Annotated in this window: 23 protein-coding genes; 21 read left to right on the forward strand and 2 right to left on the reverse strand. The window is 37.3% G+C overall.

Annotation, left to right across the window (positions count from 1 at the left end):
* Positions 1-152: 152 nt before the first annotated feature.
* Positions 153-1,181, reverse strand: coding sequence for a lactonase family protein (locus tag CP363_RS07465; RefSeq protein WP_089143527.1), 1,029 nt, complete (start codon positions 1,179-1,181; stop codon positions 153-155).
* 179 nt (positions 1,182-1,360) lie between these two features.
* On the opposite strand from CP363_RS07465, the gene CP363_RS07470 reads away from it, so the two are divergent.
* The 13 genes from CP363_RS07470 (at position 1,361) to CP363_RS07530 (ending at position 15,614) form a co-directional block, all read left to right on the forward strand.
* Positions 1,361-1,741 carry a PTS glucitol/sorbitol transporter subunit IIA gene (locus tag CP363_RS07470; RefSeq protein WP_005721518.1) on the forward strand — a complete coding sequence of 127 codons (381 nt, stop codon included), beginning with the start codon at positions 1,361-1,363 and terminating at the stop codon, positions 1,739-1,741.
* Between the two features lie 16 nt (positions 1,742-1,757).
* Positions 1,758-2,945 (forward strand): AI-2E family transporter, encoded by a 1,188-nt coding sequence (locus CP363_RS07475; protein WP_005718622.1) that lies wholly within the window; start codon positions 1,758-1,760, stop codon positions 2,943-2,945.
* Positions 2,946-3,007: 62 nt separating this feature from the next.
* Entirely contained in the window at positions 3,008-3,568 is a 561-nt protein-coding gene (locus CP363_RS07480) for a tRNA (cytidine(34)-2'-O)-methyltransferase (protein WP_005718623.1), read from the forward strand.
* Positions 3,568-3,963: a DUF1149 family protein gene (locus CP363_RS07485; RefSeq protein ID WP_005718624.1), complete on the forward strand. Its 396-nt coding sequence runs from the start codon at positions 3,568-3,570 to the stop codon at positions 3,961-3,963. Before CP363_RS07480 ends, CP363_RS07485 begins: the two co-directional genes overlap by 1 nt.
* Before the next feature lie 12 nt (positions 3,964-3,975).
* Complete coding sequence (locus CP363_RS07490) at positions 3,976-6,399, forward strand: DNA translocase FtsK (protein ID WP_005718625.1); 2,424 nt, start codon at positions 3,976-3,978, stop codon at positions 6,397-6,399.
* Positions 6,386-7,600, forward strand: a complete 1,215-nt coding sequence (locus tag CP363_RS07495; RefSeq protein ID WP_057726543.1) for a pitrilysin family protein — start codon at positions 6,386-6,388, stop codon at positions 7,598-7,600. The genes CP363_RS07490 and CP363_RS07495 overlap by 14 nt, the downstream gene beginning before the upstream one ends.
* Entirely contained in the window at positions 7,597-8,841 is a 1,245-nt protein-coding gene (locus tag CP363_RS07500) for a pitrilysin family protein (protein WP_089146336.1), read from the forward strand. Before CP363_RS07495 ends, CP363_RS07500 begins: the two co-directional genes overlap by 4 nt.
* A 13-nt stretch (positions 8,842-8,854) precedes the next feature.
* Positions 8,855-9,583, forward strand: coding sequence for an elongation factor P 5-aminopentanone reductase (gene ymfI / locus CP363_RS07505; protein ID WP_035443121.1), 729 nt, complete (start codon positions 8,855-8,857; stop codon positions 9,581-9,583).
* 67 nt (positions 9,584-9,650) lie between these two features.
* The gene (locus tag CP363_RS07510) at positions 9,651-10,730 is read left to right on the forward strand and encodes a RodZ family helix-turn-helix domain-containing protein (protein ID WP_098036063.1); all 1,080 of its coding nucleotides are present in this window, start codon (positions 9,651-9,653) and stop codon (positions 10,728-10,730) included.
* Positions 10,731-10,747: 17 nt separating this feature from the next.
* On the forward strand, positions 10,748-11,308 hold the full coding sequence (pgsA, locus tag CP363_RS07515; protein ID WP_005718631.1) for a CDP-diacylglycerol--glycerol-3-phosphate 3-phosphatidyltransferase: 561 nt from the start codon (positions 10,748-10,750) through the stop codon (positions 11,306-11,308).
* Between the two features lie 190 nt (positions 11,309-11,498).
* Positions 11,499-12,599 (forward strand): recombinase RecA, encoded by a 1,101-nt coding sequence (recA, locus tag CP363_RS07520; RefSeq protein WP_013086050.1) that lies wholly within the window; start codon positions 11,499-11,501, stop codon positions 12,597-12,599.
* A gap of 115 nt (positions 12,600-12,714) precedes the next feature.
* On the forward strand, positions 12,715-14,352 hold the full coding sequence (gene rny, locus CP363_RS07525; protein WP_013086051.1) for a ribonuclease Y: 1,638 nt from the start codon (positions 12,715-12,717) through the stop codon (positions 14,350-14,352).
* Between the two features lie 104 nt (positions 14,353-14,456).
* On the forward strand, positions 14,457-15,614 hold the full coding sequence (locus CP363_RS07530) for a glycosyltransferase family 4 protein (RefSeq protein WP_005718634.1): 1,158 nt from the start codon (positions 14,457-14,459) through the stop codon (positions 15,612-15,614).
* Between the two features lie 34 nt (positions 15,615-15,648).
* On the opposite strand, the gene CP363_RS07535 is transcribed toward CP363_RS07530, so the two are convergent.
* Complete coding sequence (locus CP363_RS07535; RefSeq protein ID WP_098036064.1) at positions 15,649-16,311, reverse strand: YigZ family protein; 663 nt, start codon at positions 16,309-16,311, stop codon at positions 15,649-15,651.
* 45 nt (positions 16,312-16,356) lie between these two features.
* Here CP363_RS07535 and CP363_RS07540 point away from each other — a divergent pair, with 45 nt between their 5' ends.
* The 8 genes from CP363_RS07540 (at position 16,357) to lgt (ending at position 24,776) form a co-directional block, all read left to right on the forward strand.
* The gene (locus CP363_RS07540) at positions 16,357-17,637 is read left to right on the forward strand and encodes a DEAD/DEAH box helicase (protein ID WP_089143523.1); all 1,281 of its coding nucleotides are present in this window, start codon (positions 16,357-16,359) and stop codon (positions 17,635-17,637) included.
* On the forward strand, positions 17,634-18,329 hold the full coding sequence (locus CP363_RS07545) for a ComF family protein (RefSeq protein WP_098036065.1): 696 nt from the start codon (positions 17,634-17,636) through the stop codon (positions 18,327-18,329). The genes CP363_RS07540 and CP363_RS07545 overlap by 4 nt, the downstream gene beginning before the upstream one ends.
* Before the next feature lie 80 nt (positions 18,330-18,409).
* On the forward strand, positions 18,410-18,955 hold the full coding sequence (gene hpf / locus CP363_RS07550) for a ribosome hibernation-promoting factor, HPF/YfiA family (protein ID WP_013086054.1): 546 nt from the start codon (positions 18,410-18,412) through the stop codon (positions 18,953-18,955).
* A gap of 141 nt (positions 18,956-19,096) precedes the next feature.
* Positions 19,097-21,496: a preprotein translocase subunit SecA gene (secA, locus tag CP363_RS07555; protein WP_098036066.1), complete on the forward strand. Its 2,400-nt coding sequence runs from the start codon at positions 19,097-19,099 to the stop codon at positions 21,494-21,496.
* Between the two features lie 64 nt (positions 21,497-21,560).
* Positions 21,561-22,677, forward strand: a protein-coding gene (gene prfB, locus CP363_RS07560; protein WP_143468716.1) for a peptide chain release factor 2 whose coding sequence is annotated in 2 segments (ribosomal slippage) — positions 21,561-21,632 and positions 21,634-22,677 — 1,116 coding nt in all. Because the reading frame shifts where the segments join, the coding sequence is not laid out codon by codon here.
* A gap of 8 nt (positions 22,678-22,685) precedes the next feature.
* Positions 22,686-22,958: a hypothetical protein gene (locus CP363_RS07565; RefSeq protein WP_013086056.1), complete on the forward strand. Its 273-nt coding sequence runs from the start codon at positions 22,686-22,688 to the stop codon at positions 22,956-22,958.
* Between the two features lie 14 nt (positions 22,959-22,972).
* A complete protein-coding gene (gene hprK, locus CP363_RS07570) occupies positions 22,973-23,944 on the forward strand; it encodes an HPr(Ser) kinase/phosphatase (protein ID WP_065990292.1) in 972 nt (323 codons plus the stop codon).
* Positions 23,937-24,776 carry a prolipoprotein diacylglyceryl transferase gene (gene lgt / locus CP363_RS07575; protein WP_065990290.1) on the forward strand — a complete coding sequence of 280 codons (840 nt, stop codon included), beginning with the start codon at positions 23,937-23,939 and terminating at the stop codon, positions 24,774-24,776. The genes hprK and lgt overlap by 8 nt, the downstream gene beginning before the upstream one ends.
* Positions 24,777-24,780: the final 4 nt, after the last annotated feature.

Genomic DNA, 24,780 nt, shown 5'->3' on the forward strand with positions numbered 1-24,780 from the left:
CAAACTAATTAAAAATAAAATTTACAATTTACATTGACTTATCACCACATGACTTATATTTTGTTTCATTTATTTCTATTTTACTTTAAGTTGTAGGAATAAAAAAGCCATGACGTTCTATTGCGCCATGACTTTGGTACTAATGTTAATTACTATTTGGTGAAAAGAACGCGAGTGCCTTCTGGTACGGAAATTTCTTTTTGAATAGGAGTTAGGCTACCAGTACCAGCGTTTCTTGTGTAAAGAGTAGCATTATCTGTATTTTGATTAGCGACAACGACGTAGCGCTGATCTTTATCCCAATTAAAATCACGAGGGAAGTCACCAAAAGTGGATACACGTTGAACCAGGCTCAAAGTATGATCGTCGTTAACTTTGAAGACAGCAATTGAATTATGTCCCCTGTTGGAAGTGTAAACATATTTGCCATCTTGACTAATATATAAGGCAGCAGCTCCGTTATGGTCAGTAAAATCAGCAGGAATTGTCTTATAAGTAGCAATATTTTCAAAGTCCCAAGTGTCTTCGTTAAATTTAACGACATTGATTTGACTAGAAAGTTCACCGACAACGTAGAAGTAATTGCCATCTTTACTGAAGACGATATGACGTGTACCAAAGCCAGTTTCGCACTTATATTGAGCAATGTGTTTTAATTGATCATTTTCTAATCTATAAAAATCAACGGTATCATTGCCTAGATCACAACTAACCAAGTTACCAGCTGGGGTTTCATCAAAGAAGTGAGGGTGAGGACCGTCAACTTGTTCAGGACGCGGACCCAACGTTTCAGCTTTGTGAGTTATAGTATCAACTAGATCGAGCTTGCCACTGTCGTTGTAGCGGAAAACGGACAAGACAGCAGTATGATAGTTAGCAGTGTAAATCAACTTTTTGGTGCGGTTAATTCCTACATAAGCTGGCGAAGAGCCTAGAGTTAAATAGTGGTCAACTTCGTTTGCGCCTTGATCACTTAATTGAAAGACGCTGATTCCACCTTTATCGCCAGCGTTATTAACAGTAAAAATTAAATTACCATCTTTTCGGAAATAAGTTGGACCACCAACGCTAATAATATTCTCAGCTTTGCCTAAACGGGCATCATTTGCTGCACCGGTAATAGGTAATTCATAAATCCCTTTGGAAGTTTTTTTGGTGTAACCTCCGATTAAAACCTTCATATATGTGGGCCTCCATCTCTAAATAAAAATAAGTCTAAAATAAAGTATAGCATGAAAGCGGATTAGACGCTTAAAAACACGATTTCCTGTTGAGCAAAAAATAATCGCCGATTTTGGGCTGCTTAAGTTTTTAAGCAGCTTTTCTTATGCTAAAATTATTTTTAAGGAGAGATTATATTATGAAATGGATTGCAAATATTAAAAAAATTGGTAAAAAGGCCGTCGATAATAAAGATGGCATGGTAATTTTATTTGGCGAGGGTGCTAATAAGGATTTGGAAGACGTTTCTGTCATTCAAAAATTCAGTACTGAGACGCCAGTTAGTGGTTTTGTTTTTAAAAAAGGCGATACAATCACTGTTGATGGTCAAACCTATGTTGCAAACTATGTTGGTCCGATGGTAGAGAGCAACATGAAGGCATTGGGACACGCAACCTTGTTCTTTAACCGTCCCGTTTCTAAGACGCCACTTGCTAATGCGATCTACTTTGATCCGGATATTGATCAACCATTACCTAATTTTAAGGTTGATGATGATATTGTTTATGAACACATTTAAAAATTAGGATGAATAGATGGAAAATAACCAACATAGGGGTGGAACTGTTTTTAAAAAATGGTTCTTAGATAATCGTTTTAGTATTGTTTTATTAAACGTCCTGCTATTCTTTTTAATTATTTGGGTCTTTAATAAAGTATCTTTTGTATTGAATCCTGCCTGGATCTTCTTTAGTGCAATTTTACCGCCATTATTATTAGCGGTAATTCAGTACTATATCATGAATCCGGTTGTTGATTGGTGTGAAAGAAAATTTAAGATTCCGCGAGTGGTGACAATTATAGTTTTATTCTTACTAGTAGTTGTCGCATTAATTTGGATTATTAATATCTTGGTTCCAATTGCACAGAATCAGATTAATTCATTGATAAAGAACTGGCCTCATATTTGGAATGATGCGGTTAATGCAACACAAAATGCGTTGCAAGATCCGCGTTTACATTCATTTAAAGGCAGTATCAAAGGCATGATTGATAATACGCAGAAGACCTTATTTAAATCTGGACAAAGTACCATCAATGCAACTATCGGCAATATTTCATCTGCCGTCAGCATTATTACAATGGTGGCTATGACTTTGTTAACTGCACCGTTTATTTTATTCTTCATGTTAAAAGATGGTCATCAACTGCGGCCATATATTACCAAGTTTGCACCTGAAAAGTGGCAACCTAGTTTTAGCAAATTATTATATGATATTAACTATGCTGTTGCTTCATATGTCCGTGGTCAAATTACTGTTGCCTTTTGGGTAGGTGTGATGTTCTCATTGGGTTACATTCTAATTGGTTTACCATATGGCGTGGCTTTGGCAATTTTAGCTGGGTTTATGAACTTAATCCCATACTTTGGTACACCATTAGCAATGATTCCTGTAATTGTAATTTCAATTATGACTTCAGGTTCAATGTTAATTAAGGTCTTAATTGTTTTTGCTATTGAACAAACAATTGAATCAAGAATTCTTAGCCCATGGGTAATGGGGAATAAAATGGAAATGCACCCAATTACAACAATTTTACTCTTGATTGGTGCTAGTGCCGTCTGGGGATTATGGGGTGTAGTTTTCGGTATTCCAATTTATGCGATCTTGAAGATTATTGTGTCTCGCGTGTACAATTATTATCGAAGAGAGTCTAAACTCTTTGAAGAGAATGCTGTTTCTTCGACCACGGGGGATGCAGATCATGACGAAAGCGAATAAATACTAGATAGTTTTAAAGCGTGGCTTAAAAGCTACGCTTTTTTTGATAAGGAGTTTTTTGAATGACTAATCATGTAGTTTTGTATGAACCATTGATGCCAGCTAATACTGGTAATATTGCTCGTACTTGTGCGGGGACTAACACTGTCCTTGATTTGATTGAACCACTTGGTTTTCAAATCGATAATAAAAAAATGAAGCGAGCAGGTCTTGATTATTGGGACAAGGTCGATGTACGCAGACATGATGACTTGAATGCCTTTTTGAAGACCTTAGGGCCTAATGATGAGATGTATTTAATTTCTAAATTCTCATCAAAAAATTATGCACAAGTCGATTATACTGATCCTAACAAGAATTATTACTTTGTTTTTGGTAAAGAAACAACTGGTTTGCCAGAAACTTTTATGCGTGAATACTATGACCGTAATTTACGTATCCCAATGTCTGATAACATTCGGTGCTATAACTTGTCTAATTCTGTAGCAATGGTTTTGCTAGAAGCTTTACGCCAGCAAGGTTTTCCTAATATGGAAACAACCCATCATTATGAAAATGACAAGTTAAAAGATGACTATGATCGTCCTGAAAGATATGAACGTAATCTAGGGGAGAATAAATAATGGATTTTGAAAAACAGACAGATATTATCGTACAGGCATTTCATTATGATTTAGTTGATGAAGATACCAAACCAATTAGTGACGTTAGACCAGGAATTAGAAAATTAGATGTTAGCGGTGACGATGAGCATTCAGAAGAAAATGGTAGTTACTATGATGTTGCTATTCAATATGATGTAATTCCTGCACCAGCTATGTTTGAAGCAAGCGGCTTGATTCATCAAATCGTGCAATTAAAAGATTACCATGGTGATGGCTCTGACATTAGTAATTCAGATTGGCAGTTACTAACTCGACCATTAGTTGAGCAACTTGAGACCTTGATCTATGAAACAACCCAATTAACTTTGGGTCAGCCGGTTAACTTGAACTTCAAGGCTGAATTCGATAATTAATCAGGTGAGTACATGCCTGCAAAAAAGAAACAAAGAAAGGCCAAAAAGAGCTACAATAAGCGAAAAGCAAACAAAAAGCAAAATCTTAATTGGAGTATTTGTGGTTTAGTCTTGATTTTAATAGCGGGGCTAGCTTTTGTCCGTTTCGGTATTTTGGGTAAGCAAATTGCAAATTTGATTCGAATGTTCTTCGGGGATTCCTATTTGTTTGCGGCAGGTTTACTGGGACTTTTTGGCCTAGTAAATTTAATCTATAATCAACCGATTCACTTAACAATTAAGCGTAGCTTGGGGTTAGCAATCGCTTTTTTGGGAATTCTGTTAATTCAATGTAACTTGTATTTTGAACATGAATTAGTTAACAGTAATTTCCTGAATTCTTTTTGGCATGCAATGGCTGCGGAGTTTGGTCGTGCTGGAGTCACTGAGAGCATTGGTGGTGGATTAATTGGTTCATTAGCTTATCAACTTTTTTATCCACTACTAGGGCAAATCGGTGTCCGTGTTTTTGCTATTTTATTGCTGCCAATTGGAATTTTGATGTTTTTTGATGTTAAATTTAGAACAATTATCGAAAAATTCCAGACAGTTAGTCAATTATTCATCAAAAAGAATAAAGAAGCTGGGGTAAAGGTCAAAGATAAATATAATGACGTTTTGGAAAAGCGGCGTCAGAAAAAAGAGGAACAAGACGAAGATTTAGTTGATGACGATAAACCGATTTTTCCTAATGTAGCAGACTTTGACCCTGCCGATCCAACTGATGACGATGTAACGCCGACGGCTGAAGACGTAGAAGTTGAGCCAGAGACCACACCTGATCCAGAACCGCAAATTCAAATTGCACCACAACATGATGACGGGGTAAAGGAACTACCTAAGTCACATTCTTTTGCGGAAGATGATCAAAAGTTAAAGCAGGAATTAGCCGATGTCGATCATGGTGAACTAAAAACTGATGCGCCAGTCAATAAAGCTTATAAGATGCCACCTTTAAGCTTACTTGATCCAATTAAATCGACTGATCAGAGTACTGACCGTGATTTAATTAAGAAAAATACCCAAGTTTTGCAATCAACGTTTAAGAGTTTTGGCGTTAAGGTGATTATTAAAAAAGCTATTTTAGGACCAACTATTACGCGTTATGAAGTCCAGCCAGCTGTTGGCGTTAAGGTAAGTCGAATTGTAAACTTAGCGGATGATTTGGCTTTGGCGCTTGCGGCTAAAGATATTCGAATTGAAGCACCAATTCCTGGTAAGCCCTTTATCGGAATTGAGGTACCTAACCGAGCAACGTCTGTTGTTTCATTCAAAGACGTGATGGAACATCAAGATAATAAAGCCAAAAGCGATCCGATGGATGTACCATTGGGTAAAGATGTAACTGGAAGCATTATTTCTGCCAACTTAGCTAAGATGCCACACCTATTGATTGCTGGTTCAACTGGTTCTGGTAAGTCCGTAGCGATTAATACAATTTTAGCCAGTATTTTAATGAAGGCGCGGCCTGAAGAAGTTAAATTAGTTTTAATTGACCCAAAGATGGTCGAACTTTCAGTTTATAATGGTGTGCCGCATTTATTGATCCCTGTGGTGACCGATGCTAAGCTAGCCGCAAATGCACTGCGCAAAGTTGTTAAAGAAATGGAGCGCAGATATAAGCTATTTGCGGCTGGTGGCGTGCGAAACATGAGTGAATATAATCAAAAAGTTGCTGAAAACAATCGTGATAAAACTAAACCAGTGATGAAGCCGTTACCTTATATTCTAGTTGTAGTTGATGAACTTAGTGATTTGATGATGGTTGGTGGTCACGATGTTGAAGGCGCGATTGTTCGTTTAGGACAAATGGCACGTGCTGCCGGAATTCATATGATTTTGGCAACTCAGCGTCCAAGTGTTGATGTTATTACCGGTTTGATTAAAGCAAATGTACCATCGAGAATTTCCTTTGCTGTATCAAGTGGAGTGGATTCAAGGACTATTTTGGATCAAACAGGTGCAGAAAAATTACTTGGTCGTGGTGATATGCTTTATATGCCAATTGGGGCATCTAAACCTGAACGTGTTCAAGGTGCTTATATTGCTAGTGATGAAGTTGAACGCGTAATTGAATGGGTTAAGAAGCAACAAGAGGTTAGTTATGATGAGACAATGATTCCTAAAAAAGGTGAAAATTCATCAAATGCTGATAGTAAAGATGATGAGCCAGCAGATGAATTCTATGAGCAAGCTGTTGATTTAGTACGACGTCAACAGACGGCCAGCGTGTCAATGTTGCAGCGTAGGTTTAGAATTGGTTATAATCGTGCTGCTAGAATTGTTGATGAAATGGAAGCTAAAGGGATTGTTGGTCCATCTGAAGGCTCTAAGCCACGACAAGTTTTAGTGCCACCAATAAAGAATGAAGGTAATTCAAACAATGCTCACAACTAATATTGCAATTAGAAAAAATAAAAAGTTTACAACAGCCGCTATTGGCTGTTTTTTGCGTTTGCCGCTGACTAAACATAATTTAGCTTATGCTAGTTTGCTAGCGCGAATACAGATGAATAGCAGCTTAAGTTATCCGTCACTTGCTTTACAACAAAAAAGATTGGCAGAATTATATGATTTACAGCTGGAGATTATGCCACAAGTTTTTGGTAAAGAAATACTTTTGACTTATTATGCCAATTTTGTTGAGCCGATTGAGATTTTGGATCCACATTATACGTATGAAGAAATTCTTAATGTGATTGCACAAATAGTTAATCAACCTAATTTTGCGGAACCTTTGGTGGAATATGCTAAACGTCAATTAGCAGAAGAATATCAAGAACTGATTGAACAACCATCTAATTATGCGTTGGAGCAGTTTTTTAAATTGTGGTATCAGGATCAACCTGATTATGCGGAGACATTTATTGGCTCACTAGATGAAATCAAAGCTGCGACTAGCACGACTATGATGCATTATTGGCGTAATTTAGCTAATGTACCAATGCAAATTTTAGGAATGACCAGGGATAATAATCTGGTTTCTAAATTAGCTCAGGCTATGTTTCAACAAACTGGTTTAACTAAATCATTTCAAACAGTTAGTCTAACTATTCCAGCTAAAAGAAAGTTGATTGAAAAAGAGGATGATCAAGGAAATGTGCAAGCTCAATTGTTAATGGGCTTTGGTTTAGAACAAAGTATTGATTATCGCGGTCAAGTAATGGGAATATTATTATCGCAATATTTGGCAGGTGATCAATCATCTAAATTATTTACGCAAATTCGGGAGCAATTGGGAGCAGCTTATAATGTTGAAGCAAGCTGCTTTGCCAATAATTCTTTGTTTTTAGTCAGTGCAGGACTTGATCCTAGTAAGATTGCAGCGGCTCGAAAAATTATTTTATCCGAAATGGGTAAACTAGTTCAGGGCGAAGTAGAAGATGATTTATTTAAAAAGGCTAAAAAGGCAATTTTGCGTAATATGAAGATTGGTCTAGACGGTCAAAACTGGCAGATGGGTCAAATGTTGCGTGATGAATTGTTCTCGGGATATTTAGACTTTGATCGTGAAAATGCAATTAGGAGAGCTACACCTAAGCAGTTAGTAGCTTTCGTACAAAATTTATTCTTTAATGAAAGTTATGTTTTAAAATGATGACACCAAAAATTATCAAAAAAGAATATCAGTCAGGCTTTAAAGCCGAAATTATTTTAAAGCCACATTTTTATCAACGATTTTTCGGTATAATTGTTGACTTTGGTAGTAGTGATCCACAAAAGGTTGCCGGTTCGGCTCATTTCTTAGAGCATAAGCTATTTGCCAAAAAAGATGGTGATCTGTCAACGCAATTTGAAGATATTGGTGCTGACGTTAATGCATTCACGTCTTTTAATGAAACAATGTTTTATTGTAGTGGAATTGAGCATACGCCTAAAATGATCGATCTCTTGTTTGAATTGGTAGGGCAGCTGTATTTTACTAAGGAAAATATCGCGCAAGAGGCTCCGATTATTGAACAAGAATTGGCCATGTATCAGGATGACCCAACTTGGAGCGTAAATAATGCGATTATGCATGATATGTTTGGTGATTCTAATCTAGGGATCGAAGTTGTAGGTACGAAAGAATCAATTAATCAAGTTACAGTGAAAAACTTGACCCAAGTTTATGAGGCTAATTATGTGCCAGAAAAGATGCAATTTGTTGCTTGCGGTGATTTTTCTGATAATCAAGTGCAAACGATTTTGCGGCAAGTAGGAAAGCTGCAGCAAAAATATTTGCACGGGAAAGGTAAAAGCACAGCTGAAAAACAAGTTAGTTTTCGCATGTTACATGATCAAGTCTTGCCAGCCAGAGGTAATTCTAATTCCTTTGGTTTAGGAATTCGCTTTAAAAACTTTAAGAAAGTATTATTAAGCTTTGATTTGACTCAAATTCTGTTAGAAATAATGTTAGAATCAAAACTAAGTGCAATGGGACCATGGTTTGAAGAAATGAGAAAAAAGCAGTTGTTAATGGATTCGCTGCAGATTTCTGTTAATTACACCAGGCAGGGCGATTTTGCTACTATTTTTGGTGTAAGTCCTCAAGCTCAAGAAGTAATTGCAGAAATAAAGAGGGTATTGACGGAACCAATTAAGAAAAATTCAGCGGAATACCGTTTTATTAGACAAAACTTCATTTTGCAAAAGAAAGAATGGTTAGCACGCACTGCTAGGACAAGTAATGATCTGTCTTATTTGGCAATTGAATTAATTGAAGAAAATTTAGATCATGAAAATTTAACACAAAATATAGCTAAATTGCAGGCGATGAATTTTGATCAGTTTTATGACTACTGCCAAAAGATTATGAAAGACAGTGAACTTTGTTCTGCTTACTTAGAAAACAAGTAAGGGGTTGATAAAGTTGAAGCGAGCAATTGTCTTTGGTGCAACTGGCGGTATTGGTCAAGATATTTGTCGAGATTTGGCAGATGCCGGTTGGTCATTATACTTGCATTATCATTCTAATTCTCAAAAAGCTGAAAATTTAGTTCAAGAGCTGTTTGCTAAGCATCCTGACCAGGATTTTATGTCGCTACAGTTGGATTTTGCGACAGGGGATGCACAGTTAACAGATTTTGTTAAAAACTTGTTGCCAGTTAATGCAGTAGTTTTTGCTCAAGGAATTACTAAGTATGGTTTTTTAGGTGATGAAAAATTAGCAAATATCACTGATCTGATTAATATTAATCTTACTGTGCCAATTAAGTTAACTAAATTGTTAGAGCCACAACTGATGAAACGAGATTTTAGTCGTATAGTTTATTTAGGCTCAGTCTATGGTGGTGCAGGTAGTGCATTAGAAAGCGTCTATAGTGCAACTAAAGGTGGTTTAACCAGGTTCGCTCAGGCTTATGCGCGTGAAGTTGCTTCCAATAACTTAACGGTTAATGTAATTGCGCCTGGTGCGGTTAAAACCAAAATGAATGCATTCTTTTCTGAGGATACGATTCAAGAGGTAAAAGATGAAATCCCAGTTGGTCGTTGGGCCAATGGCAGTGATATTTCATACTGGGTTAGAACACTGCTAGATCGACGTAGTAGTTATTTAACAGGACAGACAATTTATGTTACAGGTGGATGGCTTTTATAACTAAGACGTTGTAATAAGAATTTTATGGTATACTCAACATGATAAATTAAAATTTGAAGAGGTAAATATGGCAGATATCGGAGATAAATTAAAGAGCGCCAGAGAGGCTAAGGGACTTTCAATTGCAGATATTGAAAAAGCTACTAAAATTCAGAGCAGATATCTTGAAGCGATTGAGAAGAATGAATTTGATAAACTTCCAGGCGATTTTTATGTTAGAGCATTTATTCGTCAATATGCACAAGTTGTTGGCTTGGATGGTAAGGAGTTATTAAGTGATTACCACGATGATGTACCAGAAGCTAAGCCAGATGAGTACGTAGAAAACTCGATTGATAATAAGAGTGAAGAAGTACGAGAAACCACCGACAATAAGAAAAATTTGTGGAAGAATTACTTGCCACGAATTGCGATCGGACTTGGTGTAATTATCGTAATTCTTGTAGTGTACGTTTTGTATGCTCGTCTTTCTTCAGGTGGTCAAAAGAACCAAGCTGATAATAATGATGTAACTGTTTCATCACAAAAGTCATCATCGTCATCTTCTAAGAAAGCTAAAAAAGTAGTAGTCAATAAAGTTAAGGTTACTAAGGTTAGTGACAATGAGTACCGAGTTACTGGCTTGAATAAAAACCGTCGCCTAGTTGTGCGTGCTGGTGAAAACCAAAATATTTCAGCAGGTGTACAAGTCAATGGTAATGCTAATAGCTGGCAATCAACTTTACTTGCTAATCAAAAGCACACTATGACTTTGCCAAGCAATGCAGAGAGAGTAGTGATTACTTTAGGCAACGATAATGGTACTTCAATCACTATTGCAGGTAAGAAAATCCCATATACAGCAAACAATGCGTACAGGACAATTACTTTGTTGATTGGTAAGGCTAAGGGAACTACTAGTCAAAATAATAGTAGTTCTAATAATACGGGCTCTACTAATAACAATACAACCAATAGTAGTTCTACCCAAAGCCGTACAACTACTCAAAGCAGTGCTACTCATCAAAGCAGTCGTCAACAATCATCTACTACTACTCAAAGTAGCCAACAAACCCAACAAAGTAGTCAAACTCAACAATCATCTACTACTCAATCATCAGCAGACACTAACAATGGCAATGATGGTGGAAATAATAACAAAAATTAAAATCTAGGAGTGTTAGAATGAATTTACCTAATAAACTTACTGTTTTTAGAATCTTTTTGATTCCAGTATTTATGTTAATCATCATTTTTGGTGGGAATGCTAGTGTTCAAGCAGCAGGCTCAACTGTTGTTTGGAGTCGTGTTATTGCTGCTATCGTTTTTGCTGTTGCTTCGGCTACTGATTGGTTTGACGGTCACATTGCGCGTTCACGTAATATGGTAACCAATTTTGGTAAGTTTGCTGATCCATTAGCTGATAAGATGTTAACTATGACTGCTTTCATTTTCTTAGTTGAATTGAAACTTGCTCCAGCATGGGTAGTAGCTATCATCGTTTGTCGTGAATTGGCTGTTACTGGTTTGCGTTTGATCTTAGCAGAAAATGAAGGACAAGTTTTAGCAGCAAAGATGCCTGGTAAAATTAAGACTACTTGCCAAATGTTATCAATCATTTTCTTATTGATTGGTGACTTCTTCCACATTGGTACTATCTTACTTTACCTTGCGTTGATCTTTACTATTTACTCAGGTTACGATTACTTCCACCAATCATGGGGCGTATTCAAGGGCTCAATGTAAAATAGTATTAAGTCAAGAATGATTAAAAGAAGCATTTGCTTCTTTTTTATTTTGTAAAAAAATAATGGCGATTTTTTGCGTAATAAATAATAGAGGGTAAAAAATCCTTTGAACGTTCGTTTGCATTTCTCTTGCAAATTGGACGGCGGTCAAAGTATAATTATTAGGTACGAAAAATAGGAGGACATTAATGGCCAAAGACGAAAAACAGGCTGCTTTAGATGCAGCGCTTAAAAAAATCGAAAAGAATTTCGGTAAGGGTGCTGTAATGCGGATGGGCGAAAAAGCTGATACGCAAATTTCAACAGTGCCAACAGGTTCATTAGCTTTAGATGCTGCTATCGGTGTAGGTGGATATCCTCGTGGTCGTATTATTGAAGTTTATGGCCCAGAATCATCTGGTAAGACTACTGTAGCCCTTCATGCTGTAGCTGAGGTACAAAAGCGTGGTGGTACTGCAGCTTATATTGATGCAGAGAATGCGATGGACCCTGCTTATGCTGAAGCTTTAGGTGTAGATATTGATTCATTAATTTTGTCACAACCTAATACTGGTGAAGAAGGTTTGCAAATCGCTGATACTTTGATTTCCAGTGGGGCAATTGACATTGTAGTAGTCGACTCTGTTGCTGCCTTAGTACCACGAGCAGAAATTGAAGGCGAGATGGGGGATGCCCATGTTGGTTTACAAGCGAGATTAATGAGTCAAGCTTTGCGTAAGCTATCAGGTAATATTTCTAAGACTAAGACTATTGCCATCTTTATTAACCAGATTCGTGAAAAAGTTGGGGTAATGTTTGGTAATCCTGAAACTACCCCAGGTGGTCGTGCTCTTAAGTTTTACTCAACTATTAGATTGGAAGTAAGAAGAGCTGAACAGATTAAGCAATCAGGAGATGTTCTTGGTAACAGAGTTAAAATTAAAGTTGTTAAGAACAAGGTTGCTCCACCATTTAAGGTGGCAGAAGTAGACATTATGTACGGTAAGGGAATTTCACAAAGTGGTGAATTACTGGACATGGCTGCTGATAAGGACATTATCGATAAAGCAGGTTCTTGGTACTCTTACAAGAGTGATCGAATTGGTCAGGGACGTGAGAATGCTAAGAAGTATCTAGAAGAGCATCCAGATATTTATCAAGATATCCAAAAGCAAGTGCGTCAAGCTTACGGGATTGATGAAAAGTCAATTGCTGATCGTGAAGATCCAGAAAAGATCAAGGAGAAGCGCGAAGAAGCCAAGACAGAAAAAGAAGCTGCTACAGATAAAAAGTCTGATCAAGCTAAATAATTATGTCAAAAACCCTGGATTTATTTTCCAAGGTTTTTTGATTTAATTGACATGAACAGATAGGTTCTTTATCATAAAAGTTGTGTGAATAATTCTAAAAAAGGCGATAGTAATCATGAATAATATGTTAACAATTATGATTCCCGTCGCAACTGCCATTGTTTCACTCTTGGTGGGTTCAGTGGTTGGTTATGCAATTCGCAAGCATTCTTGGGAACAAAAAGCTCAAAATGCCCAGAATGATGCTGACCACATTTTGGCTGATGCTAAGGCACAGGTTGCTGCAGCACAAGCTGAAGTTAATGCACAAAAGCAAGCAGCAGCGGCTGTTAAGCAAAGTGCAGAAAATACTAAAAAAGAAAAAATTCTTGAAGCTCAAGAACAAATTCGTGATTTTAGGCAAAAGACCGAGGATGAGTTAAATTCCAAGAAAGATAATTTAGCTCGGGAGAAAAATCGTTTACAACAACGTGAAGATACCTTAGATCATAAGAATTCTTTATTAGATGAACGTGAAAGTGGACTCACGCAAAAGGAAGACCAATTAAAGCAGCAGTATGCTAGCTTAAAGGCAAAATTAACTGAGGCTGAAGAATTAGTAGAAACTAGACGGCAAAAGCTTTATGACGTAGCTAAGTTGGATGAGGAAGAAGCCAAGAAGATTGTGCTTAGTCAATTATCTGATGAACTAGTCAAAGAACGAGCCGAGATGATCAGAAATAGTAACGAAGAAGTAAAAGCTAAAGCTGATCATTATGCTAATCAGGTCATTGTGGATGCTATTCAAAGTAGCGCGGCAGATACAGTTGCCGAAACAACTGTATCTGTTGTTGATCTGCCAAATGAAGAGATGAAGGGACGGATTATTGGTCGTGAAGGACGCAATATCCGTTCATTTGAAGCTTTGACTGGAATAGATCTAATTATTGATGATACGCCAAAGGTTGTTACCTTGAGTGGTTTTGATCCAATTAGACGTGAAATTGCCAAAAGAGCGATGGAACGCTTAATCAAGGATGGCCGCATTCACCCAGCTAGAATTGAAGAAATGGTCGATAAGGCCAGAAAAGAAGTTAACGATGACATCTATGAAGCAGGTGAAAGTGCTTTGATGGAGCTGGGAATTCACCGGATGAATCCTGAATTAGTTAAGACGCTAGGTCGTCTTAAATATCGTACTTCTTATGGACAAAATGTTTTGTCACATTCAATTGAAGTTGGTAAGCTAGCAGGCACGATGGCTGCAGAATTAGGCTTGGATGAAAAATTAGCAGTTCGCGCGGGGTTATTACACGATATTGGTAAAGCCATCGATCATGATATTGAAGGTTCCCATGTAGAAATTGGGGTTGAATTAACTCGTAAATATCATGAACCAGATGTTGTAGTAAATGCGATTGCTGCACACCACGGCGATGTGCCTAAGTTGTCGTTTATTGCTGAACTTGTTGTTGCAGCAGATACGATTTCTAGTGCTCGTCCTGGTGCAAGAAGCGAGAGTTTGGAAAATTATATTAGACGTTTGACCGAATTGGAAAAGATTGCTAAGAGCTACCAAGGCGTTAAGCAGGCTTATGCAATTCAAGCGGGACGTGAAGTTCGTGTGATGGTTGAACCTGACGAAATTTCAGATGATCGGACAGTTATTTTGGCACGTGATATTCGTAATCAGGTTGAAAAAGAACTTGATTATCCAGGTAATATTAAGATTACCGTTATCCGTGAAAAAAGAGTTGTGGCGATCGCTAAATAAATTAAAAAGTTTGGAAGATAATTTTTCCAAACTTTTTTTGCTATTTGTGCAAAATACTGACTACTTGTATAATTAGAACAAGTAAATAAGGAAAGTAGCCAAATATGTTTAAAATTATTGTTGAATTATTCTTATTAGTAATTATTTCAGCGGCAATTACACCGTTTATTCGACGGCTTGCCTTTGTCTTAGGAGCTGTTGATAATCCTAATGCCCGGCGAGTTAATAAGAAACCAATGCCAACGATTGGTGGACTGGGGATTTTTGTTACTTTTAATATCGGTACTTTTGTTCTGTTGCGTGAGCAATTTCCGACTCATGAAATTTTTTCGATTTTACTCGCTTCAAGCGTAATTGTTTTGACGGGATTGATCGACGATATTTTGGAGTTAAAACCTAGACAAAAAATGTTTGGGATTTTTATCGCTTCATTGATTATCTACTTTTTAGCTGGAATCAGAATGAATGTGTTAAAGGTGCCATTCATCGCACATGAAGTAAATCTAGGTTGGTGGAGTTTCCCGATTACTATTTTTTGGATCTTAGCTTTAACTAATGCAGTTAACTTGATTGATGGACTTGATGGGCTAGCTGATGGGGTTTCAATGATCTCTCTGACTACCATGGGGATCGTAGGTTATTTCTTCTTGCACACTCATCAGCTATATGTCCCAATTGCTTGTTTTATGTTAGCTGCCTGTTTATTGGGCTTTTTACCATATAATTTCCATCCAGCAAAAATTTTCTTGGGTGATACGGGTGCACTTTATATTGGTTTTATGATCGCCGTTTTATCTCTGAAGGGGTTAAAGAATGTAACTTTTATTTCATTGTTGGTCCCAATTATCATTTTGGGAGTGCCTATTACTGACACCGTTTATGCAATGATTCGGAGAAAGCTAAACAAAAAGCCAATTTCAGAAGCAGACAAGCATCATTTACATCACCAGCTGATGCGAATGGGGTTAACGCACCGACAGACGGTATTGACTATTTATGCATTATCATTGGTTTTCTCATTTATTTCTTTATTATTCCTGCTTTCGCCAACTTGGGGCACTTGGCTTCTGATCTTAGGCTTGCTGATTGCCTTAGAGTATTTTGTGGAATCAATTGGTTTATTGGGTGAAAAATACCATCCTTTGATGCATGTAATTCAGAAAATTATTAATCAAAAGAGTAAGACTGATCCAACAATTGAAGTTTGGCACTTAGGAGACGAAAAACCAGATCAATTGAAGAGTAAAAAAAATAATAAGTAGCAAAAAAGCATTTGGAAATATCCAAATGCTCTTTTTATTGTTCATGATAATTATTAGCTTCAACAGGAATTTCATTATAGCGTTTTTCACCATTAGTAAAGGTAACCTGTCCGGCCAATAAATTAGTTAGGTCTTCCTTAGGTTTAGCTTGTTGGTCATCGTTAACAAAAATATGAATTTTAACATCTACACCGTATTCGGTATTGGCAATAAAAATTTTTTGCTGTTTTAGGTAATGATCAACTTCATCGAAGCGGTTATAGGGTACGCTAAAAATTAATTCTTGTTGTAAAACGCGTTTAATGACGCCGATTTTTTCAACAACATTGGTGACACTATTGGAATAGGCACGAATTAAACCGCCTGCTCCTAATTTGATTCCACCAAAATAACGGGTTACTACGACTGTAACGTTTTTTAAATTCATTAATTGCAATGCTTTTAACTCAGGAACACCAGCCGTACCTGATGGCTCACCATTATCGCTTTCTTTGACCTGGTCGTCATTTAAGCCGATCGTGTAGGCAAAGGTATTGTGCGAAGCATCGCGATATTTTTTAGAGATTTTTTGAATAAAATCATTTGCCGCATCAGTAGTAGTGGTGCGAGCAATATTGGCAATGAATCTGCTCTTTTTGATAATTAATTCACCGGTGCCGTTTTCTTTAATAGTTAAAAAATTTTCCTTTTCTGACAAAATAATCGCCTCTTTTTGCGTAATAGATAATAGGGAGGTAAAAATATGGAAGATTTGACTCTATTATCAGGTCGTCAATGGATTGTTAGTCAAGAGGATTCTAGCACATTTGAGGGATGCCGCAAAATTCCAGTAATTGAAAAAGGTAAATGCAATCGCTGTGGCAGCCAAGTTAATAGTCGACTGCCTAATGGTAAATATTATTGTCGTGGTTGTATTGGCTTGGGACGTGCAAATGAGGGCGATTGGCTTATTAGAAAAGACAGTAATAATACTTTTTCTCATGTTAAAAACGGGGGATTAAGCTGGCAAGGTAAACTAACCCCATTGCAGCAGAATATTTCGGATAAATTAGTACAAAATTTTGAACAAAGAAAAAATACATTGGTTCATGCTGTAACTGGGGCGGGTAAAACTGAGATGTTGTTTCAGTTGATTGCTCGATGTATGAAAAAAGGACAGCGCGCTTGTATTGCTACACCAAGAATTGATGTGGTAAATGAGCTGTTTCCAAGATTTTCGGCAGCGTTTGCCCAAGTTGAGATCGGTAAGTATCATGGCCGTGAATTTAAGGAAATAGGGCTAGAGCAGTTGACAATTTGTACTACACACCAATTGATGAAGTTTTATCGTGCCTTTGATTTATTGGTAATTGATGAGGTAGACTCTTTTCCTTATGTAAGTAATCCGCAACTACATTTTGCGGCCAAAAATGCGGTTAAAACAACTGGGACTCGAATGTATTTAACCGCAACGCCAACGAACGATTTGCTTTTGGAAGCTAAAACAGGGAAGTTAGAAATTTTGCGCTTAAATCGGCGTTTTCATGGTGGATTATTGCCTGTACCAAGAGAAAGGCTTTTTATCAGGCCGTTTTTGCGGAAGGGACAAATTCATCCTAAATTAATGCAGGAGATTAAAAAAGTCATTCAAAGTGGTCATCCTTTGCTTTTGTTTGTACCACGGATTGAAGAAATTCCGCTTTATCAAGAAGCTTTGCGAAAAAAGTTGCAAAACAAAATTAAATTGGCCGGTGTTCATGCACAAGATCCGCAACGATTAGAAAAAGTACAGGCTTTTCGTGATCGTAAATATGACTTATTGTTGACAACCACAATTTTAGAGCGTGGTGTAACTTTTAAAAATGTTTGGGTAATTATTATTGCAGCAGATGATGCAATTTATACTGCTGCTAGTTTGGTGCAAATTGCAGGTCGAGTTGGTCGGGCTCACGATGACCAAACGGGCTTAGTTTTGTATTGTTATCATCGTTATACCAAGAATATTCGACAGAGTATTAAGCAGATCAAGGGGATGAATAGATGAGAACTTGTTTATTATGTGAGCAGGAGTTTACTCCGCCAGTACAATTTGCACAGCTTTTTTCTTTTAAACCAGCGCGAAAAAATAAGATTTGTTTACAGTGTTTAAAACAATTTGAAAAGCTAGCAGACAATCGCTGCTCTGGCTGTGATAAGGAACTAAGTCAAGGCTTTATGTGTAGCGATTGTCGAAACTGGCAAGCCATTTATGGCAAAAATATTCTGCATAATCATGCTTTATATCGTTATAATTCTGCTTTTCATGACTTGATGGTTGCTTATAAGCGGCGCGGAGATTATGTTTTGCGGGAAGTATTGCAAGATTTGTGTTATGACTATTTGTGTAAAACTAACTATGACTTTTATGTGCCCGTGCCCACTTCACCTGAACATCAATCAAGACGACAGTTTGATACAATTTTTGCTATTTATGCTGATATTTTGCCGCTGACACCGCTTCTGATTAAACAATCGGGTAGTCATGCCCAAGGTGAGAAAAACAAAGAGGAGCGGCTTAAAACGCCTCAAAGCTTTTTGATTGATAAAAATATTAAAATCAAGGAAAATATAGTTTCAGGAAAAGTATTAATTTTGGATGATATTTACACGACCGGGCGCACGCTATATTACGCGCGAGACTGTTTACAGCAGGGTTTTCCCGAAATGAAAATTGAAAGCTTTTCAATTTGTCATTAGATTTGTTATGAAACGCTTACATTTTTTGGTATAATAAATTTGTAAAGAAAAACCGCATAGCGGTGAAAGGAGAATCTTATATGTTAAAGTACAATGTTCGTGGAGAAAATATTGAAGTAACTGATGCTTTGAGAAGTTATGTAGAAAAGCGGTTAAACAAGTTAGAGAAGTACTTCGAATTGAATCAAGATGTGATTGCACACGTAAACTTGAGAGTATACCGTGACCGCTCTGCTAAAGTTGAAGTTACTATTCCTTTACCATACTTAGTTTTGAGAGCCGAAGAAACCACGGATGACATGTATCGTAGCATTGACTTCGTTTCTGAAAAACTCGAACGTCAAATTAGAAAGTACAAGACTCGTGTAAATAGAAAGAGTCGTGAAAAGGGATTACAAGATTTCTTTGTAGAACAACCTGAAGAAGAAGAAAAGAAGCCTAGCGAATTTGATATTGTTCGTAACAAGCGTGTAAGCTTAAAGCCAATGGATCCAGAAGAAGCTATTTTACAAATGGACATGTTGGAACATGACTTCTTCGTTTTTGAAGATGCAGAAACTAACGGCACTAGCGTTGTTTACCGTAGAAACGATGGTCGTTACGGTTTGATTGAAACTAACGAATAATTGAGTTAAAATACTTTTACACATTGGAACCTCGCGTGAGTTTTGCGTGGGGTTTTTTGTGTGAGATATTTTTCTTTTGATAGCAATCATGTTAAAATTAATCTGTATTTTTAGACTTTACGACATATAAGGACCGATTTAATGGCAAATATTTTAAAGAAACTATATAACGATGATAAACGAGAACTTAAAAAGTTTGAAAAAATAGCAGATAAGGTGGAATCTCATGCAGATGAGATGAGCAAATTATCTGATGAGCAATTGCAAGCTAAGACACCAGAATTTCGTGATCGTTTAAAGAAAGGTGAAAGTTTAGACGATATTTTACCAGAAGCTTTTGCGGTTGCCCGTGAAGGTGCTAAGCGTGTATTAGGACTTTACCCATTCCACGTACAAATTTTGGGTGGTATTGCACTTCACTACGGTAACATCGCCGAAATGATGACTGGTGAAGGTAAGACTTTGACAGCAACCATGCCAGTATACTTGAACGCACTTGAAGGCAAGGGTGTACACGTTGTTACTGTTAACGAATACCTTTCAAGTCGTGACGAAGAAGAAATGGGTCAACTTTACAAGTGGCTTGGCTTAACTGTTGGTTTGAACTTGAACTCAATGTCACCAGACGAAAAGCGTGCAGCTTACAACTGTGATGTTACTTACTCAACTAACTCAGAACTTGGCTTTGACTATTTGCGTGACAACATGGTTGTTTACAAGGAACAAATGGTACAACGTCCATTGAACTACGCTATCATCGACGAAGTTGACTCTATCTTAATCGATGAAGCTAGAACTCCTTTGATTATTTCTGGTGAAGCTGAACAAGCAAACAGTGATTACATCCGTGCTGACCGCTTTGTTAAGACTTTGACTGAAGACAAGAGCGATGATGATGCCGACGATGATGAAGATCACGGCGATTACAAGATTGACTGGCCAACTAAGACTATTTCACTTACCAGAACTGGTATTGAAAAGGCTTGTCAACACTTTGGCCTAAAGAACTTGTACGATGTTGAAAACCAAAAGTTGGTTCACCACATTGACCAAGCTCTTCGTGCCAACTACATCATGCTTAAGGATATCGACTACGTTGTTCAAGATGGCGAAGTTTTGATCGTTGACTCATTCACTGGTCGTGTAATGGAAGGTCGTCGTTACTCAGATGGCTTGCACCAAGCTATTGAAGCTAAGGAAGGCGTTAAGATTCAAGAAGAATCAAGAACGCAAGCTACTATTACCTACCAGAACTTCTTCAGAATGTACAAGAAGTTGTCAGGTATGACTGGTACTGCTAAGACTGAAGAGGAAGAATTCCGTGAAATTTACAACATGCAGGTAATCACGATTCCTACTAACCGTCCAATTGCCAGAAAAGACATGCCAGACATTTTGTATCCAACTTTGGACTCTAAGTTCCACGCTGTAGTTGAAGAAATTAAGAAGCGTCACGCTAATGGTCAACCTGTTTTGGTTGGTACTGTTGCCATTGAAAGTTCAGAAAGACTTAGTCATTTGCTTGATGAAGCTGGTATTCCGCACGCAGTTTTGAACGCGAAAAACCACGCTAAAGAAGCTCAAATTATTATGAATGCGGGTCAACGTGGTGCGGTAACTATCGCTACTAACATGGCTGGTCGTGGTACTGATATTAAATTGGGGCCTGGTGTTAAGGAACTTGGTGGACTGGCAGTTATTGGTACTGAACGTCACGAATCACGTCGTATTGATAACCAGCTTCGTGGTCGTTCTGGTCGTCAGGGTGACCCAGGTTACACCAGATTCTACTTGTCGCTTGAAGATGATTTGATGAAGCGTTTTGGTGGTGATCGAGTTAAGGACTTCTTGGATCGTTTATCAGATAATGATGATGATAAGGTTATCGAAAGTCGCTTGATTACTCGCCAAGTTGAATCTGCTCAAAAACGTGTTGAAGGTAATAACTATGATACTCGTAAGCAAACTTTGCAATACGATGATGTTATGCGTATTCAACGTGAAATTATCTACGGCGAAAGAATGCAGGTCATTGAAGCTGATAAGTCATTGAAGAATGTTTTAATTCCAATGATTCACAGAACAATTGATCACCAAGTAGCAATGTTTACTCAAGGTGAACGCAAGGAATGGCGTCTTGACTCATTACGCGATTTCATTTCCTCAAGTTTGACTTCAGACAAGGTAACTGACTCAATTGACTTCAAGACTATTAGTGTTGAAGATTTGAAGAAGAAGCTTTATGACATTGTTGAGCAAAACTTCGAAGATAAGGAAAAGGCCTTAGGCGATCCTAGCCAAATGCTTGAATTTGAAAAGGTAGTTATCTTGCGTGTGGTTGATGATCGTTGGACTGATCATATTGATGCAATGGATCAGTTGCGTCAATCAATTGGTCTTCGTGGATACGGTCAATTGAACCCATTAGTTGAATATCAAGATTCTGGTTACAGAATGTTTGAAGAAATGATTTCAAATATTGAATTTGATGTAACTCGTTTGTTCATGAAGGCTGAAATTAGACAAAATCTTAGTCGTTAATAAAGAAAAAGGGGAGTTAAGAGCTTCCCTTTTTTTGCAATAAAATAAAAGATGGTAGGTAAAAATGGAAATTAGTGAAATTCAAAGTGTGTTAGATGAACTAAAAAAACGTCTAAATCACTTTAGGGGGTCTCTTTGACTTAGATGCGATTGATGAAAGCATCGAAATTAATGAAAACAAGATGGCGCAGCCTGATTTTTGGAATAACCAGGAAAAAGCGCAAAAATTAATCAGTGAGACTAACTTGTTAAAAGAAAAAAGAGATTCTTTTAACAAGCTGCAAGCTAGTTACGAGGATGAAATTACTGCAGTTGAGCTATTGCGTGAAGAGCCTGATCCTGATTTACAAAAAGAAGTTGAAGTTGATTTGGCAGTTCTACAAGAAGACTTTCGTAATTATGAACTAGATTTGCTTTTGTCAGGTAAATATGACAGTCATAACGCCTTGATGGAAATTCACCCTGGTGCTGGTGGGACGGAAGCAATGGACTGGGGCCAAATGCTTTTAAGAATGTATCAACGTTACTGTGATACAGCTGATTTTAAATTTGAAATCAATGATTACGAGCCTGGCGAAGAAGCTGGAATTAAAAGTGTTAGTGCAAGAATTGTCGGCAAAAATGCTTATGGGATGCTGAAATCTGAAAATGGGGTTCATCGGCTAGTTCGAATCTCGCCATTTGATGCGGCTAAAAGACGGCATACATCATTTGCTTCTGTAGAAGTGATTCCAGAAGTTGATGACAGTATTCAAATTGATATTGATCCTAAGGATTTACGGGTTGATGTTTACCGCTCTAGTGGTGCTGGTGGGCAGCATATTAATAAAACTTCTAGTGCCGTTAGAATTACGCACTTACCAACAGGAATTGTGACTACGTCTCAGGCACAGCGTTCACAATTGCAAAACCGTGAAACTGCGATGAATGAATTAAGAGCAAAGCTTTTTCACTTAGAAGAAGAAAAAAAGCGTAAGCAAAAGCAGGCTCTGAAAGGCGATCAAAAGGAGATTGGCTGGGGATCACAAATTAGATCATATGTTTTCCATCCTTACAACCTAGTGAAAGATTTGCGGACAGGTCATGAAACAGCTGACGCTCAAGGAGTAATGGACGGAAAATTGCAACCGTTTATTTATTCCTATTTACAGTGGTTGCTTAGTCAAGAGAATCCAGATTAGGTTAAAAAATGAGTTTAATGGGAATTGTAACGCTTGTTTTAGTAGCGCTAATTATTTTAAGTTTATTGTTTGTTCTATTTAAGGCATTTATTTTACTTTTACCAGTAGCTGTAATTGCGATTTTAATCATTTGGCTTATTTATCGGTTTACTGGAAGGAAAAATCAAGATAATATGCCAAGTAGTGGAAGTTATCGTGAGTGGTTTAAGGCTACTAGTACTTCTGGTCCTAGACCAAGAAAAAAAGCTAGAAATGTCACCACTAAAGATATTGATAAATAGTTAGGAGGCCTAATATGGCTGATGAAGTTAGATTAAGCAAATTGATCCAGGACAATCAGAGTATCCTTGAAGTTTACCAAGGACAGGAATATATCAAAGATGAAGAAATTTATGTTTCTGATATTTATCGCCCTGGATTAGAATTAACTGGTTATTTTGATTTTTATCCTGCGCAACGAATTCAGTTATTGGGTCGGACAGAAATTTCATATGCGGCACGCTTGGACCATGATATTAGAATGCATGTCTTTAACAAAATGTGTACTAAGGCTACACCGTGTTTTTTGATTTCTCGATCTTTGCCTGTACCGGAAGAATTAACTACGGCAGCAGAGGAACACAAAATCCCAATTTTGCGTACAAGAGAATCTACCACGTATATTTCCAGTATTTTAACTGAATACTTACGTGCACGTTTAGCTAAAAGAACTAGCATTCATGGGGTTTTAGTTGAAATTAAAGGGATGGGTGTCTTGCTAACCGGTGCATCTGGTGTTGGTAAGTCTGAAACTGCTTTGGGTTTGGTTCAAAGAGGCCATCGCTTGATTGCAGATGATCGAGTAGATGCCTTCCAAAAAGACCATAATACAGTTGTAGGTGAAGCGCCTAAGATTTTGAAGCATCTAATGGAAATCAGAGGAATCGGTATTATCGATGTGATGAACTTATTTGGTGCTGGTGCTGTTAAAAATAGAACCGAGATTCAACTGGTAATTAATTTGGTTAATTGGGATCCTAAGGCTAACTATGATCGCTTAGGTTTTCAAGAAAATACACGTGAAATCTGTAATGTGCCAATTCCACAAGTAAATATTCCGGTTAAGGTTGGACGTAATATTGAAATTATTATTGAAGTAGCAGCAATGAACTTTAGAGCTAAAAAGATGGGCTATGATGCTACGCAAACTTTTGATAACAATTTAACTAGTTTAATCTCAGAACACTCAAAGGAAGACACGAATAAGGAGGAACTACATAATGACTAGTTTAATAATTAATCCAGTAGCTTTTCATCTAGGAAGTTTAAGCGTTAAATGGTATGGCATTATTATGGCAGTTGCCATTGTTTTGGCCTGCTTGATGGCAGTTAATGAAGGAAAAAAGCGGCAAATTATTCCTGATGACTTTGTTGATTTATTGTTATGGGCGGTACCTCTAGGTTATGTTGGTGCTCGAATTTATTATGTGATTTTTGAATGGAGCTACTACTCACAGTACCCAGAACAAATCATTGCCATTTGGAATGGTGGGATTGCCATTTATGGTGGATTAATCGCCGGTTTAATTGTACTGTTAGTTTTCTGCTATAAGCGTATGTTACCGCCATTTTTGATGTTAGACATTATTGCGCCGGGGGTAATGGCCGCTCAAATTTTAGGGCGCTGGGGCAATTTTGTTAATCAGGAAGCTCACGGTGCACCAACTACGCTTCATTTTTTACAAAGTTTGCATTTACCGCAATTTATCATTGCCCAAATGAAAATAGGTGGGACATATTATCAACCAACTTTTTTGTATGAATCATTTTTTAATTTGATTGGTTTAATTTTAATTTTGTCCTTGCGTCATAAGAAACATCTCTTTAAGCAAGGGGAAGTTTTCATGACCTATCTTCTTTGGTATAGTGTAGTGAGGTTCTTTGTTGAAGGAATGAGAACAGACAGCCTGTATATTTTTGGTATAATACGAGTATCACAGGCATTAAGTTTAATCCTTTTTATTGGTACAATTGCCTTATGGATTTATCGGCGCAAGGTCGTTAAGCCAAAATGGTATTTGGATGGTAGTGGATTAAAATACCCGTATTCTAGAGATTAGAATT

Source organism: Lactobacillus sp. UMNPBX12, assembly GCF_002553955.1.
Classification (GTDB): domain Bacteria; phylum Bacillota; class Bacilli; order Lactobacillales; family Lactobacillaceae; genus Lactobacillus; species Lactobacillus crispatus.

Coding starts and splice junctions, on each gene's coding strand:
- hprK (WP_065990292.1), top strand. CDS start 22,973: ATGGCTGATGAAGTTAGATTAAGCAAATTGATCCAGGACAATCAGAGT.
- secA (WP_098036066.1), top strand. CDS start 19,097: ATGGCAAATATTTTAAAGAAACTATATAACGATGATAAACGAGAACTT.
- CP363_RS07545 (WP_098036065.1), top strand. CDS start 17,634: ATGAGAACTTGTTTATTATGTGAGCAGGAGTTTACTCCGCCAGTACAA.
- recA (WP_013086050.1), top strand. CDS start 11,499: ATGGCCAAAGACGAAAAACAGGCTGCTTTAGATGCAGCGCTTAAAAAA.
- CP363_RS07465 (WP_089143527.1), bottom strand. CDS start 1,181: ATGAAGGTTTTAATCGGAGGTTACACCAAAAAAACTTCCAAAGGGATT.
- CP363_RS07490 (WP_005718625.1), top strand. CDS start 3,976: ATGCCTGCAAAAAAGAAACAAAGAAAGGCCAAAAAGAGCTACAATAAG.
- CP363_RS07485 (WP_005718624.1), top strand. CDS start 3,568: ATGGATTTTGAAAAACAGACAGATATTATCGTACAGGCATTTCATTAT.
- hpf (WP_013086054.1), top strand. CDS start 18,410: ATGTTAAAGTACAATGTTCGTGGAGAAAATATTGAAGTAACTGATGCT.
- CP363_RS07500 (WP_089146336.1), top strand. CDS start 7,597: ATGATGACACCAAAAATTATCAAAAAAGAATATCAGTCAGGCTTTAAA.
- pgsA (WP_005718631.1), top strand. CDS start 10,748: ATGAATTTACCTAATAAACTTACTGTTTTTAGAATCTTTTTGATTCCA.
- CP363_RS07475 (WP_005718622.1), top strand. CDS start 1,758: ATGGAAAATAACCAACATAGGGGTGGAACTGTTTTTAAAAAATGGTTC.
- CP363_RS07540 (WP_089143523.1), top strand. CDS start 16,357: ATGGAAGATTTGACTCTATTATCAGGTCGTCAATGGATTGTTAGTCAA.
- CP363_RS07510 (WP_098036063.1), top strand. CDS start 9,651: ATGGCAGATATCGGAGATAAATTAAAGAGCGCCAGAGAGGCTAAGGGA.
- rny (WP_013086051.1), top strand. CDS start 12,715: ATGAATAATATGTTAACAATTATGATTCCCGTCGCAACTGCCATTGTT.
- CP363_RS07480 (WP_005718623.1), top strand. CDS start 3,008: ATGACTAATCATGTAGTTTTGTATGAACCATTGATGCCAGCTAATACT.
- lgt (WP_065990290.1), top strand. CDS start 23,937: ATGACTAGTTTAATAATTAATCCAGTAGCTTTTCATCTAGGAAGTTTA.
- CP363_RS07470 (WP_005721518.1), top strand. CDS start 1,361: ATGAAATGGATTGCAAATATTAAAAAAATTGGTAAAAAGGCCGTCGAT.
- CP363_RS07495 (WP_057726543.1), top strand. CDS start 6,386: ATGCTCACAACTAATATTGCAATTAGAAAAAATAAAAAGTTTACAACA.
- CP363_RS07530 (WP_005718634.1), top strand. CDS start 14,457: ATGTTTAAAATTATTGTTGAATTATTCTTATTAGTAATTATTTCAGCG.
- CP363_RS07565 (WP_013086056.1), top strand. CDS start 22,686: ATGAGTTTAATGGGAATTGTAACGCTTGTTTTAGTAGCGCTAATTATT.